This window comes from Streptomyces microflavus (assembly GCF_014650075.1).
GTDB classification, from domain to species: Bacteria; Actinomycetota; Actinomycetes; order Streptomycetales; family Streptomycetaceae; genus Streptomyces; species Streptomyces microflavus.
Window position 1 is genome coordinate 21,640 of sequence record NZ_BMUG01000021.1, and the last position, 12,915, is coordinate 34,554.

The 12,915-nt window shown below is 71.8% G+C and carries 9 protein-coding genes; 6 read left to right on the forward strand and 3 right to left on the reverse strand.

Annotated elements, in window-relative coordinates:
• The first annotated feature begins 131 nt into the window (after positions 1-131).
• From IE264_RS36835 to IE264_RS36845, 3 genes are all read left to right on the forward strand, one after another.
• Positions 132-863, forward strand: a complete 732-nt coding sequence (locus IE264_RS36835) for a VIT1/CCC1 transporter family protein (protein ID WP_015607937.1) — start codon at positions 132-134, stop codon at positions 861-863.
• A 446-nt stretch (positions 864-1,309) separates the two neighbouring features.
• Positions 1,310-5,869, forward strand: a complete 4,560-nt coding sequence (gltB, locus tag IE264_RS36840) for a glutamate synthase large subunit (RefSeq protein WP_032759461.1) — start codon at positions 1,310-1,312, stop codon at positions 5,867-5,869.
• The gene (locus IE264_RS36845) at positions 5,862-7,322 is read left to right on the forward strand and encodes a glutamate synthase subunit beta (RefSeq protein WP_015607935.1); all 1,461 of its coding nucleotides are present in this window, start codon (positions 5,862-5,864) and stop codon (positions 7,320-7,322) included. The genes gltB and IE264_RS36845 overlap by 8 nt, the downstream gene beginning before the upstream one ends.
• Positions 7,323-7,482: 160 nt before the next feature.
• Here the strand turns inward: IE264_RS36845 and IE264_RS36850 are convergent, their stop codons facing one another.
• Entirely contained in the window at positions 7,483-8,391 is a 909-nt protein-coding gene (locus IE264_RS36850) for a rhomboid family intramembrane serine protease (RefSeq protein ID WP_032759460.1), read from the reverse strand.
• Positions 8,392-8,561: 170 nt separating this feature from the next.
• On the opposite strand from IE264_RS36850, the gene IE264_RS36855 reads away from it, so the two are divergent.
• The gene (locus IE264_RS36855) at positions 8,562-9,119 is read left to right on the forward strand and encodes a HutD/Ves family protein (RefSeq protein ID WP_032759459.1); all 558 of its coding nucleotides are present in this window, start codon (positions 8,562-8,564) and stop codon (positions 9,117-9,119) included.
• A 55-nt stretch (positions 9,120-9,174) separates the two neighbouring features.
• Positions 9,175-9,666 carry a pyridoxamine 5'-phosphate oxidase family protein gene (locus IE264_RS36860; RefSeq protein WP_078657586.1) on the forward strand — a complete coding sequence of 164 codons (492 nt, stop codon included), beginning with the start codon at positions 9,175-9,177 and terminating at the stop codon, positions 9,664-9,666.
• A gap of 40 nt (positions 9,667-9,706) precedes the next feature.
• On the opposite strand, the gene IE264_RS36865 is transcribed toward IE264_RS36860, so the two are convergent.
• Together IE264_RS36865 and IE264_RS36870 are read right to left on the reverse strand one after the other, a co-directional pair.
• Positions 9,707-10,873 (reverse strand): acyl-CoA dehydrogenase family protein, encoded by a 1,167-nt coding sequence (locus IE264_RS36865; RefSeq protein WP_032759458.1) that lies wholly within the window; start codon positions 10,871-10,873, stop codon positions 9,707-9,709.
• Positions 10,873-12,018, reverse strand: coding sequence for an acyl-CoA dehydrogenase family protein (locus tag IE264_RS36870; RefSeq protein ID WP_032759457.1), 1,146 nt, complete (start codon positions 12,016-12,018; stop codon positions 10,873-10,875). Before IE264_RS36870 ends, IE264_RS36865 begins: the two co-directional genes overlap by 1 nt.
• A 91-nt stretch (positions 12,019-12,109) precedes the next feature.
• On the opposite strand from IE264_RS36870, the gene IE264_RS36875 reads away from it, so the two are divergent.
• Entirely contained in the window at positions 12,110-12,892 is a 783-nt protein-coding gene (locus tag IE264_RS36875) for an SDR family oxidoreductase (RefSeq protein WP_032759456.1), read from the forward strand.
• Positions 12,893-12,915: the final 23 nt, after the last annotated feature.

Below are 12,915 nucleotides of genomic sequence, written 5' to 3' on the forward strand. Positions count from 1 at the left end.
GGGGTGGTAAGCCAGGCCTGCCTTGGTGGCGGAGGTCGCCCGTACGGCGTACTTTGGACTTTGTCGAAAGTTATACGGATACCGCTCGGCGGGGGTGACAGCCCGCCGGGGGAGCAGGGGAGACGCGAGCCGTGGCCATCATCGAGACCGACGCCGTACTGCACGAGGCGCACCGGGACAACCACACCCACCGGGATGTGAACGGCGGCTGGCTGCGCCCCGCCGTCTTCGGCGCCATGGACGGTCTGGTCTCCAACCTCGCCCTGATGACCGGTGTCGCGGGCGGTGCGGTCTCCCAGCAGACCATCGTGATCACCGGTCTCGCGGGCCTGGCCGCGGGAGCGTTCTCCATGGCGGCGGGCGAGTACACCTCCGTCGCCTCCCAGCGCGAGCTGGTCGAGGCCGAGCTGGCCGTCGAGCGCCGGGAGCTGCGTAAGCACCCCAAGGACGAGATGGCCGAACTCGCCGCCCTCTACGAGGCCCGGGGCGTCGACGCCCCGCTGGCCGGCGAGGTCGCCCGGCAGCTCTCGCGCGACCCGGAGCAGGCGCTGGAGATCCACGCCCGCGAAGAGCTCGGCATCGACCCGAACGACCTGCCCTCCCCGCTCGTCGCCGCCGTCTCCTCCTTCGGCGCCTTCGCGCTCGGCGCCCTGCTGCCCGTGCTGCCCTACCTCCTCGGCGCGAGCGCCCTGTGGCCCTCGGTACTCCTCGCGCTGGCCGGCCTCTTCGGCTGCGGCGCGGTGGTGGCCCGGGTGACGGCCCGCAGCTGGTGGTTCAGCGGACTGCGGCAGCTCGCCCTCGGCGGCGCGGCGGCGGCCCTCACGTACGGTCTCGGCACCCTGTTCGGCGTGGCGGTCGGCTGACGCGAGGTGCCGGTCGGGCGGTGTAACGGAACCGCCCGACCGGCTTAACGGTGCGGCAACCCGTGTGACGTACGTCTTGGCACCGCCCACTGGGCGGAACGGGCCCGGCGGCCGTAAAATGAGACTCTATGCAGGGCTACACATAAGTAGCCGTTACTCGGTGGTTTCGTTTCCTTTGCCGCCGGGCATGAGCCGTAGGCACCGCAGGCAACGACGCCTGCTCTCTGCGGGTCCCCGGGCGCCGATCCATCCGACAGCGACCCACTCCCTGGTTCAGCCGGTCACCTCTGGTCACCCAGTCACTTCCGGTCACCACGGTGTCCGTATGTTGGAACGAGCCTTCCGCTTCTTGAGAAGCGCCCCATCATGTAACCTGCACGAAATTTCGCAGAGGGCCAACGTCGTCCCTCGGCACCGCAAATGCCACGACGACGACGGGAGAGCCGATGCGTATCGACGCCTGGTCGCCCATGGACGGTCGCCCCGCCCAGCAGGGGATGTACGACCCCCGTAACGAGCACGACGCCTGTGGCGTCGGGTTCGTGGCCACTCTTACCGGTGTGGCCAGCCATGAGCTGGTCGAGCAGGCGCTGACCGTACTGCGCAACCTCGAACACCGAGGCGCCACCGGCTCCGAGCCCGACTCCGGCGACGGCGCCGGCATCCTGTGCCAGGTCCCCGACGCCTTCCTCCGTGCCGAGACCCCTTTTGAGCTTCCCGAGGCCGGCGCCTACGCCGTGGGCATCGCCTTCCTCCCCGCGGACGACTCCACCGAGGCCGTCCGGACGATCGAGAAGATCGCCACCCAGGAGGGCCTCAAGGTCCTCGGCTGGCGCGACGTCCCGGTCACCCCCGCACTCCTCGGCAACGGCGCCCGCGCCACCATGCCCACCTTCCGCCAGGTCTTCGTCGCCGACGGCGAGTCCACCGGCATCGTCCTGGACCGCAAGGCGTTCGTCCTGCGCAAGCGTGCCGAGCGTGAGGCCGGGGTGTACTTCCCCTCGCTCTCCGCCCGCACCATCGTCTACAAGGGCATGCTCACCACCGGGCAGCTGGAGCCGTTCTTCCCGGACCTCTCCGACCGCCGCTTCGCCTCCACGGTCGCGCTGGTCCACTCCCGCTTCTCGACCAACACCTTCCCGAGCTGGCCGCTGGCCCACCCGTACCGCTTCGTCGCGCACAACGGCGAGATCAACACGGTCAAGGGCAACCGCAACTGGATGAAGGCCCGCGAGTCCCAGCTCGCCTCCGAGCTCTTCGGACAGGCGCAGCTCGACCGGATCTTCCCCGTCTGCACCCCGGACGCCTCCGACTCCGCCTCCTTCGACGAGGTCCTGGAGCTGCTCCACCTCGGCGGGCGCTCGCTGCCGCACTCGGTGCTGATGATGGTTCCCGAGGCGTGGGAGAACCACGACTCGATGGACCCGGCCCGGCGCGCGTTCTACCAGTACCACGCGACGATGATGGAGCCCTGGGACGGCCCGGCCTGCGTCACCTTCACCGACGGCGTCCAGGTCGGCGCGGTCCTCGACCGCAACGGTCTGCGCCCCGGCCGCTACTGGGTCACCGACGACGGCCTCGTCGTCCTCTCCTCCGAGGTCGGCGTCCTGGACATCGACCCGGCGAAGGTCGTCCGCAAGGGCCGCCTCCAGCCCGGCAAGATGTTCCTCGTCGACACCGCCGAGCACCGCATCATCGAGGACGACGAGATCAAGGCGTCCCTCGCCGCCGAGCAGCCGTACCAGGAGTGGCTGGAGACCGGCGAGATCGAGCTGAGCGACCTGCCCGAGCGTGAGCACATCGTGCACACCCACGCCTCGGTCACCCGCCGCCAGCAGACCTTCGGCTACACCGAGGAAGAGCTCCGCGTCATCCTCGCGCCGATGGCCCGCACCGCCGGCGAACCCCTCGGCTCCATGGGCACCGACTCGCCGATCGCCGCGCTCTCCGCGCGCCCCCGGCTGCTCTTCGACTACTTCACCCAGCTCTTCGCCCAGGTCACCAACCCGCCGCTGGACGCCATCCGCGAGGAGCTCGTCACCTCGCTGCGCTCCTCGCTCGGCCCCCAGGGCAACATCCTGGAGCCGACCGCCGCCGCGGCCCGCAGCGTCACGCTGCCGTTCCCGGTGATCGACAACGACGAGCTCGCCAAGCTGATACACATCAACGCCGACGGCGACATGCCGGGCATGAAGTCCGCCACCCTCGCCGGCCTCTACCGGGTCGGCGGCGGCGGCGACGCCCTGGCCGCCCGGATCGAGGAGATCTGCACCGAGGTCGACGCCGCCATAGAGGACGGCGCCCGCCTCATCGTCCTCTCCGACCGGCACTCCGACGCCGAGCACGCCCCGATCCCCTCGCTGCTGCTCACCTCCGCCGTCCACCACCACCTCATCCGCACCAAGCAGCGCACCCAGGTGGGCCTGCTGGTCGAGGCCGGGGACGTCCGCGAGGTCCACCACGTCGCCCTGCTCATCGGTTACGGCGCCGCCGCGGTCAACCCGTACCTCGCCATGGAGTCCGTCGAGGACCTGGTCCGCGCCGGCACCTTCATCGAGAACATCGACGCCGAGCAGGCCATCCGGAACCTGATCTACGCGCTCGGCAAGGGCGTCCTGAAGGTCATGTCCAAGATGGGCATCTCCACCGTCGCGTCCTACCGCGGCGCCCAGGTCTTCGAGGCCGTCGGCCTGGACGAGGCCTTCGTCGCGACGTACTTCAACGGCACCGCCACCAAGATCGGCGGCGCCGGCCTGGACGTCGTCGCCAAGGAGGTCGCCGCCCGGCACACCAAGGCGTACCCCGCCTCCGGCATCGCGGCCTCCCACCGCGCGCTGGAGATCGGCGGCGAGTACCAGTGGCGCCGCGAGGGCGAGCCGCACCTGTTCGACCCGGAGACGGTCTTCCGCCTCCAGCACGCCACCCGCAACCGTCGCTACGACATCTTCAAGCAGTACACCGAGCGGGTGAACGAGCAGTCCGAGCGGCTCATGACGCTCCGCGGCCTCTTCGGCTTCGACTCCGGCCGCGAGCCGATCTCCATCGACGAGGTCGAGCCCGCCTCCGAGATCGTCAAGCGGTTCTCCACCGGCGCCATGTCGTACGGCTCGATCTCCCGCGAGGCGCACGAGACGCTCGCCATCGCGATGAACCAGCTCGGCGGCAAGTCCAACACCGGCGAGGGCGGCGAGGACCCCGACCGCCTCTACGACCCGGCGCGCCGCTCCTCCATCAAGCAGGTCGCCTCCGGCCGCTTCGGTGTGACCAGCGAATACCTGGTCAACGCGGACGACATCCAGATCAAGATGGCGCAGGGCGCCAAGCCCGGCGAGGGCGGCCAGCTGCCCGGCCACAAGGTCTACCCGTGGGTCGCCAGGACGCGTCACTCGACGCCCGGCGTCGGCCTCATCTCGCCGCCGCCGCACCACGACATCTACTCCATCGAAGACCTCGCGCAGCTGATCCACGACCTCAAGAACGCCAACCCCGCGGCCCGTATCCACGTGAAGCTGGTCTCCGAGGTCGGTGTCGGCACGGTCGCCGCCGGTGTCTCCAAGGCGCACGCGGACGTCGTCCTCATCTCCGGCCACGACGGCGGAACGGGCGCCTCCCCGCTCACCTCGCTCAAGCACGCGGGCGGCCCCTGGGAGCTCGGCCTCGCCGAGACCCAGCAGACGCTGCTGCTCAACGGTCTGCGCGACCGCATCGTCGTGCAGACCGACGGCCAGCTCAAGACCGGCCGCGACGTCGTCATCGCCGCGCTGCTGGGCGCCGAGGAGTTCGGTTTCGCGACCGCGCCGCTCGTCGTCTCCGGCTGCGTCATGATGCGCGTCTGTCACCTGGACACCTGCCCGGTCGGCATCGCCACCCAGAACCCGGTGCTCCGCGACCGGTTCTCCGGCAAGGCCGAGTACATCGTCAACTTCTTCGAGTTCATCGCCGAAGAGGTCCGCGAGATCCTCGCCGAGCTGGGCTTCCGCACCATCGAGGAGGCCGTCGGCCACGCCGAGCTCCTCGACACCGACCGGGCAATCACCCACTGGAAGGCGCAGGGCCTGGACCTGGCTCCGCTCTTCTACGTCCCCGAGCTGCCCGAGGGCGCGGTCCGCCACCGGATCGTCGAGCAGGACCACGGTCTGACGAAGGCGCTCGACAACCAGCTGATCAAGCTGGCCGCCGACGCGCTCGGCGCGACAAGCCCCGAGGCCGCCCAGCCGGTCCGGGCCCAGGTCGCGATCCGCAACATCAACCGGACCGTCGGCACCATGCTCGGCCACGAGGTGACCAAGAAGTTCGGCGGTGCGGGCCTGCCCGAGAACACCATCGACATCACCTTCACCGGCTCGGCCGGCCAGTCCTTCGGCGCCTTCCTCCCGCGCGGGGTCACCCTCCGCCTGGAGGGCGACGCCAACGACTACGTCGGCAAGGGCCTCTCCGGCGGCCGCGTCGTCGTCCGCCCGGACCGGGGCGCCGACCACCTCGCCGAGTACTCCACCATCGCCGGCAACACCATCGGCTACGGCGCGACCGGCGGCGAGCTCTTCCTGCGCGGCCGCACCGGTGAGCGCTTCTGCGTCCGCAACTCCGGTGCGACCGTCGTCTCCGAAGGCGTGGGCGACCACGGCTGCGAGTACATGACCGGCGGCCACGCCGTCGTCCTCGGCGAGACCGGACGGAACTTCGCCGCCGGTATGTCGGGCGGTGTCGCGTACGTCATCGACCTGAACCGCGACCACGTCAACGTGGGCAACCTCGGTGCCGTCGAGGAGCTCGGCGACACCGACAAGCAGTGGCTGCACGACGTCGTGCGCCGCCACCAGGAGGAGACCGGCTCCACCGTCGCCGGGAAGCTCCTGGCCGACTGGGACACCGCCGTGACCCGCTTCAGCAAGATCATCCCGACCACGTACAAGGCAGTGCTCGCCGCCAAGGACGCCGCTGAGCTCGCCGGTCTCTCCGAGCAGGAGACCACCGAGAAGATGATGGAGGCGGCGACCAATGGCTGACCCCAAGGGCTTCCTGACCACCGGACGCGAGGTCGCCGAGACCCGCCCCGTGGCCGAGCGCGTCAAGGACTGGAACGAGGTCTACGTTCCGGGCTCACTGCTCCCGATCATCAGCAAGCAGGCCGGTCGCTGCATGGACTGCGGCATCCCGTTCTGCCACAACGGCTGTCCGCTCGGAAACCTCATCCCCGAGTGGAACGACTACGCCTACCGCGAGGACTGGACCGCCGCCTCCGAGCGGCTGCACGCCACGAACAACTTCCCGGAGTTCACCGGGCGGCTCTGCCCGGCTCCCTGCGAGTCGGCGTGCGTGCTCGGCATCAACCAGCCGGCCGTCACCATCAAGAACGTCGAAGTCTCCATCATCGACAAGGCGTGGGACAACGGCGACGTCACCCCGCAGCCGCCCGAGCGCCTCTCCGGCAAGACCGTCGCGGTCATCGGCTCCGGCCCGGCGGGACTCGCCGCCGCCCAGCAGCTGACCCGGGCCGGCCACACCGTCGCCGTCTACGAGCGCGCGGACCGCATCGGGGGCCTCCTCCGCTACGGCATCCCCGAGTTCAAGATGGAGAAGTCGCACATCAACCGCCGCATCGAGCAGATGCGCCTGGAAGGCACCAAGTTCCGTACGGAGGTGGAGATCGGCAAGGACATCGACGCCGCCAAGCTCCGCCGCCGCTACGACGCGGTCGTCATCGCGGCCGGTGCCACCGTCTCCCGCGACCTGCCGGTCCCCGGCCGCGAGCTGGGCGGCATCCACTTCGCGATGGAGTACCTGCCGCTCGCCAACAAGGTGCAGGAGGGCGACCTCACGGTCGCCCCGATCCACGCCGGCGGCAAGCACGTCGTCGTCATCGGCGGCGGCGACACCGGAGCCGACTGCGTGGGCACCGCCCACCGCCAGGGCGCGGCCTCCGTCACCCAGCTGGAGATCATGCCCAGGCCGGGCGAGGACCGGAACGCCAACCAGCCGTGGCCGACCTTCCCGATGCTCTACAAGGTCACCTCCGCGCACGAGGAGGGCGGCGAGCGGGTCTACTCCGTCTCCACCACCCACTTCGAGGGCGACGAGGACGGGAACGTCGCGGCGCTCCACCTGGTCGAGGTCGAGTTCAAGGACGGTAAGCTTGAGCAGAAGCCCGGCACGGAGCGGCGCATCCCCGCGCAGCTCGTCACCCTCGCCATGGGCTTCACCGGAACCGACCAGTCCAACGGTCTGGTCCAGCAGTTCGGCCTGGAGCTCGACCAGCGCGGCAACGTCGCCCGTGACGAGAACTACGCGACCAACGTCGACGGCGTCTATGTCGCCGGTGACGCGGGCCGCGGCCAGTCGCTCATCGTCTGGGCGATCGCCGAGGGCCGCTCCGCCGCCCGCGGTGTGGACCGCTTCCTGACCGGGACCAGCGCCCTGCACGCGCCGATCCGCCCGACGGACCGGTCCCTGCTGGTCTGAGCACCACCCGGGTTCCCCCTGGGCCACGCGGCCCGGGGGTGAGCCCCCCCCCAGAAACGTCCCGTACAACGGCGTACGGAACTGAACGCGGCGCCTGCCTGTCCCCGACCGGACACCAGCGGGCGCCGTGGCGCGTCCGGGGCCGGGTCGTCCGGGTGGCTCAGCCGGTCAGCGCCGAGGTCTTCACCACCACCGCCACGGCGAACAGACCCAGCAGCACCGCCCCGCCCGCGAGCTGCGCCGGCCAGGTCCGCAGCTTCGCCGGCGCGTAGGCGAGCCCGTACGTCACCAGCGCCCCGGTCAGCAGCCCGCCCAGGTGCCCCTGCCACGAGGTGAACAGGGCCGAGAGCACCATCCAGAGCAGGAACCCCGCCATGAACCGGTTGACCGCCGCCATGTCACGGCCGAGCCGCCGGTTGATGATCCAGTACGAGGCGGCAAGACCGAAGACCGCACCGGAGGCGCCGACCGTCGAGGCGTCCGGCGCCAGCAGATACACCACGACGGAACCGCCCACCGCCGACAGCAGGTACACCGCCAGATACCGGGCCCGGCCGAGCTGCCCCTCCACCGTCCGCCCGATGTTCCACAGCGCGAACATGTTGAACAGCAGGTGCATCACCCCGAACGAGGTGTCCGGCGGCAGATGCAGAAACGCCCCGGTCACCAGCCGGTACCACTCCCCGTCCGCGATCCCCGTCAGCTCGTACCCGGCGAACGTCTCGCCCCGGTAGTAGTACTGCTCCCCGTCCGGCCCGGTCAGCGCGGCACCGAGCACCGCGAACCGGTCCACGATCTCCGGCCGCACCACCTCACCGAGGTAGGCCAGCACGTTCAGCGCCATCAGGACGTACGTCACCACCGGAGCCACCGCCCCGGACACGGCACCGCCGAACACCGTCCGGGCCCGCCGCACCGAGCGCTGCCCCTCCTTAACGCACTCCACGCACTGGTAGCCGACCGAGGCCTCACGCATGCAGTCCGGGCAGATGGTGCGCTCGCAGCGGGTGCAGCGGACGTACGTCTCGTACGACGGATGGCGGTAACACGTGGTGGCGGCGGCCTCCATGACCGGCTCCTTCACTGGGGGAGTGCGCGACAGGGCCGGTGTGGGCGGCGGCGATCAAGATAGCGAACCGGTGCGGGGGAGTCCGGGGGCGGGGGCATCGCTGTGGCCTAGGCTCTGGGTCCGCAGTACGCAGCACGGCGGCCGACGCCGAGGAGCAGGGGGATCGTCCGATGACCACACAGGTGTTGCGCGCCGCCGACCGTACGCCCGTCCCCTGGAAGAACGGCGGCGGGCTCACCCGGGAGGTCGCCGCCTCACCCGGAGGCGCCGACGGGTTCGACTGGCGGGTGAGCCTCGCGGATGTCACCGCCGACGGGCCGTTCTCCGTCTTCCCGGGCATCGACCGCACCCTGACCGTGGTCGAGGGCGCGGGCATGGACCTCGTCGTCGGCGGTGAGCACCACATCGTGGACGAGCCGCTCTGGCCGCACGACTTCCCCGGTGACCGGCCGACGGAGGGCTTCCTGCTGGGCGGGCCCGTCGTCAACCTCAACGTGATGTACCGCCGGGGGCGTACGCGGGCGGAGACCGCCGTGGTCTGCGGCACCGTACGGCTGATGGCACCCCCGGGTGGCGCGGTGCTGGCCCTCTCCCTGGACGACGGAGCCATACTGGACGGAACGGACATCCGGCTCGACCGCTACGACGCGGTGCTCTCCGAGGGCGGGGCGCCGGGGGTGCTGCGGACGATGGGCCAGGCGGTGGTGATCACGTTCTCGGACGTGTGAGCCGCGGGAGACCGTCGGCGATACCGGACAGAAGATGTCGGGTATCGGGTGTTCGATGGCGCTCATGACGTCTTCCTCACCCCTCTCCTGGAGTGGCTTCGCCGCCGCCGAGCCCGTCTTCGCCGACACCGCGCGCCGGCGCTTCCAGCTCTACAAGCACCACGTCCTCGCCACCCTCCGGAAGGACGGATCGCCCCGGGTCACCGGTCTGGAGGCCGACTTCCGCTTCGGTGAGCTGCTGCTCGGCATGATGCCGGACTCCCGCAAGGCCCTGGACCTGCGACGCGACCCGCGCTTCGCCCTCCAGGCCAACCCGGGGCCCGACGCCGAGATGAACGACGGCGACGTCCGCGTCAGCGGCCGGGCCGTGGAGATCACCGACCCGGAGTTCCTCGCCCGCTTCATCGAGGACGCCACCCCGCCCGAGCCCTTCCACCTCTTCCGGGCCGAGCTGACCGAGGTGGTCCGCATCGGTCTGGACGGCGACTCCCTGATCATCGAGTCCTGGCGGCCCGGACAGCCGCTGCGGACGGTACGCCGGAAGTGACGGCTTCCCCTGGGCCGCAGCGGTCTCGGCCCAGGGCTGTTCACCCCGCCAGCACCCGCGCCCGGCAGGCCGACGGCGTCCCCCACGCGTCCCGCAGCGGGCGGGCCCGGCGCAGCCACCACGCCAGGTCCAGCTCCTCGGTGTACCCCACCGCGCCGTGCAGCTGCAGCGCGGTGCGGGCCGCCGCGTACCCCGCCTCGCCCGCCGCCACCTTCGCCGCCGCGACCGCCGCCCCGGCCCCGGGCGCACCGTCGGCCAGCTCCACCGCCGCCCCGTACAGCAGCGGCCGCGCGAACTCCAGGCCGAGCAGGGTGTCCGCGAGGCGGTGCTTGACCGCCTGGAAGGAACCGACGGGCACACCGAACTGGGTGCGCTGCTTCACGTACGCCACCGTCGCCCGCAGCAACGCCTCCCCGCAGCCGAGCGCCTGGGCCGCCGTCGCGAAGGTCGCCCAGGTGCCCGCCGCCCGGGCCGCCTCGCGCACCCCGGGGCCGGCCGCCACCACCTCGCCGCCCGGCTCCGGCCGGAACAGCCGCCGCGCCGGATCCACGGAGACCGTCGGCGCCCCCGGGCCCGTCGGCGCGGGTCGGCCCGTAGACCCGCCCGGACCCGTCGGCACCCCTGGACCCGACGCCGCCCCTGGACCCGACGCCGCCCCTGGACCCGACGCCGCCCCTGGACCCGTCGGCACCCCTGGGCCCGTCGGCACCCCTGGGCCCGTCGCCGCCCCCGGCCCCGTCGCCCCGCCCGCCCCCCGCGTCAGCCGCAGCTCGTCCCCGGTCACCGTGAGCACCGCGTCCGCCACGTCCGCGTCCAGCGCGTACGGCCCGTACCCCTCCAGAGCCAGCGACACCACCGTCGTACCGGACGCGATCCTCGGCAGCCACTCCTTGGCCGCCGGGCCGCCCACCCCGCCCAGCAGCACCCCCGCCGCCACGCTCTCCACCAGCGGCCCCGGTACCCCGTGGCGGCCCAGCTCCACGAACGCGACGGCCGTCTCCACCGGGAGGGGGCCGACACCTCCGTACGCCTCCGGGACCGCCAGCGCGAACACCCCCGCGTCCGCCAGCCGCCGCCAGAGGGTGAGCCCGGGGCCATGGTCGCCCGCGGCCCACCCCCGTACGACCGCAGGGGTATCCGCCGCCGTCAGCAGCGCGTCCAGCGAGCGGGCGAACTCCCGCTGCTCGTCGTCCAGCAGGAAACGCATCAGCGCCGTCCCTTCGGCAGGCCGAGCAGCCGCTCGGCGATGATGTCGCGCTGGATCTCGTTCGTCCCCGCGTAGACAGGCCCCGCCAGCGCGAAGACGTACCCCTCCGCCCACGGGCCGTCCGCCGCCTCCGCGTCCGGGCCGAGCAGGTCGAGCGCCGTCTCGTGCAGCGCTATGTCGTAGCCCGACCAGAACACCTTGTTCAGGCTGGACTCCGCCCCGAGCACCGCCCCCGCCGCGAACCGGGACGCGGAGGCGGCCGTGAACAGCCGGTACGCCCGCGCCCCGATCACCGCGTCCGCCACCCGGTCCCGCAGCGCCGTGTCCGCCGGGTCGCCCGCCTCCCGCCACAACTCCGTCAGCCGGTCGGCGGCGGCCAGGAAGCGGCCGGGGGAGCGGAGGGTCAGGCCGCGCTCGTCGCCGGTGGCCGACATGGCGATCCGCCAGCCCCGGCCCGGCTCCCCGATGACGTCCTCGTCCGGTACGAAGACCTCGTCCAGGAAGATCTCGGCGAAGGCGGGCTTCCCGTCCAGCCGCCCGATGGGGCGCACCGTGACCCCAGGGTCACGCAGCCCGAACATGAGGTACGTGAGCCCCTGGTGCAGCTCGGCCGCCCCCGGGTCCGTACGGAAGATCCCGAACGCCCGGTCCGCGAACGCCGCCCGCGAGGACCACGTCTTCTGCCCCGACAGCAGCCAGCCGCCCTCCGTCCGCACAGCACGCGACCGCAGCGCCGCCAGGTCCGAACCGGCCTCCGGCTCCGACCAGGCCTGCGCCCAGATCACCTCGCCCCTCGCCATCGGCTCCAGCACCCGGGCCCGCTGCTCCGCCGTGCCGTGGTGGAAGAGGGTCGGGGCGAGGAGGCTGATCCCGTTCTGCGAGACCCGGCCGGGGGCGCCCGCCGCCCAGTACTCCTCCTCGAACGCCAGCCACCCGAAGAGGTCCGCGCCCCGGCCCCCGTACTCCTCGGGCCAGGAGAGAGCCGACCACCCGCCCCCGTACAGCTCCGCCTCCCACTCCCGGTGCGCGGCGAACCCCTCCGCCGTCTCCAGGGAGGGGAGCGGCCGGGCGGGCACATGGGCGCGCAGCCACTCCCGCGCCTCGGTCCGCAGTGCCTCGGTCTCCGCTGTCTGCGCCAGATCCATGGGGGCTGCCTTCCATGAGACCGTTCCCTAACAAGTGTTTGGTAGGTTAACGTATGGCCCAAGCACCGTCGAGGAGTAGGGGGATGGGCCGATGAGCGCACCGGACTACCTGCCGGGCCACGGCCTGCTGACCGGCCGCACCGCCGTCGTCACCGCCGCCGCCGGAGCCGGCATCGGCGGCGCCACCGCCCGCCGCTTCCTGGAGGAGGGGGCGCGCGTCGTCATCAGCGACGCCCACGCCCGGCGGCTGAAGGAGAGCGCGCACGCCCTCGCCGAGGAGTTCGGCGCCGACCGCGTCACCGCCCTGACCTGCGACGTCACTGACGAGGAGCAGGTCCGGGCCCTCTTCGCCCACGCCGAGCGCACCCACGGCCGTCTCGATGTCGTCGTCAACAACGCGGGACTCGGCGGCACCGCCGAACTCACCGAGATGACCGACGACCAGTGGACGAAGATCCTCGACGTCACCCTGAACGGCACCTTCCGCTGCACCCGCGCCGCCCTGCGCTCCCTCAAGGCCGCCGGCACCGGGGGAGTCGTCGTCAACAACGCCTCCGTCGTCGGCTGGCGCGCCCAGCGCGGCCAGGCCCACTACGCCGCCGCCAAGGCCGGCGTCATGGCCCTCACCCGCTGCGCCGCGCTCGAAGCCGCCGACTACGGCGTGCGCGTCAACGCCGTCGCCCCCAGCCTCGCCATGCACCCCCACCTCGCCAAGGTCACCTCGCCCGAACTGCTCGCCGAACTCACGGAGAAGGAAGCCTTCGGCCGGTACGCCGAACCCTGGGAGATCGCCAACGTGATCGTCTTCCTCGCCAGCGGCTACTCCTCGTACATGACCGGTGAGGTCGTCGCCGTCAGCAGCCAGCATGCGTGAACACCCGGGCCGCGGGCGGACAA

What these genes read in the sequence shown, in the direction of transcription:
- gltB (WP_032759461.1), top strand. Translation starts at nt 1,310, where the DNA reads ATGCGTATCGACGCCTGGTCGCCCATGGACGGTCGCCCCGCCCAGCAG.
- IE264_RS36845 (WP_015607935.1), top strand. Translation starts at nt 5,862, where the DNA reads ATGGCTGACCCCAAGGGCTTCCTGACCACCGGACGCGAGGTCGCCGAG.
- IE264_RS36850 (WP_032759460.1), bottom strand. Translation starts at nt 8,391, where the DNA reads ATGGAGGCCGCCGCCACCACGTGTTACCGCCATCCGTCGTACGAGACG.
- IE264_RS36855 (WP_032759459.1), top strand. Translation starts at nt 8,562, where the DNA reads ATGACCACACAGGTGTTGCGCGCCGCCGACCGTACGCCCGTCCCCTGG.
- IE264_RS36860 (WP_078657586.1), top strand. Translation starts at nt 9,175, where the DNA reads ATGGCGCTCATGACGTCTTCCTCACCCCTCTCCTGGAGTGGCTTCGCC.
- IE264_RS36865 (WP_032759458.1), bottom strand. Translation starts at nt 10,873, where the DNA reads ATGCGTTTCCTGCTGGACGACGAGCAGCGGGAGTTCGCCCGCTCGCTG.
- IE264_RS36870 (WP_032759457.1), bottom strand. Translation starts at nt 12,018, where the DNA reads ATGGATCTGGCGCAGACAGCGGAGACCGAGGCACTGCGGACCGAGGCG.
- IE264_RS36875 (WP_032759456.1), top strand. Translation starts at nt 12,110, where the DNA reads ATGAGCGCACCGGACTACCTGCCGGGCCACGGCCTGCTGACCGGCCGC.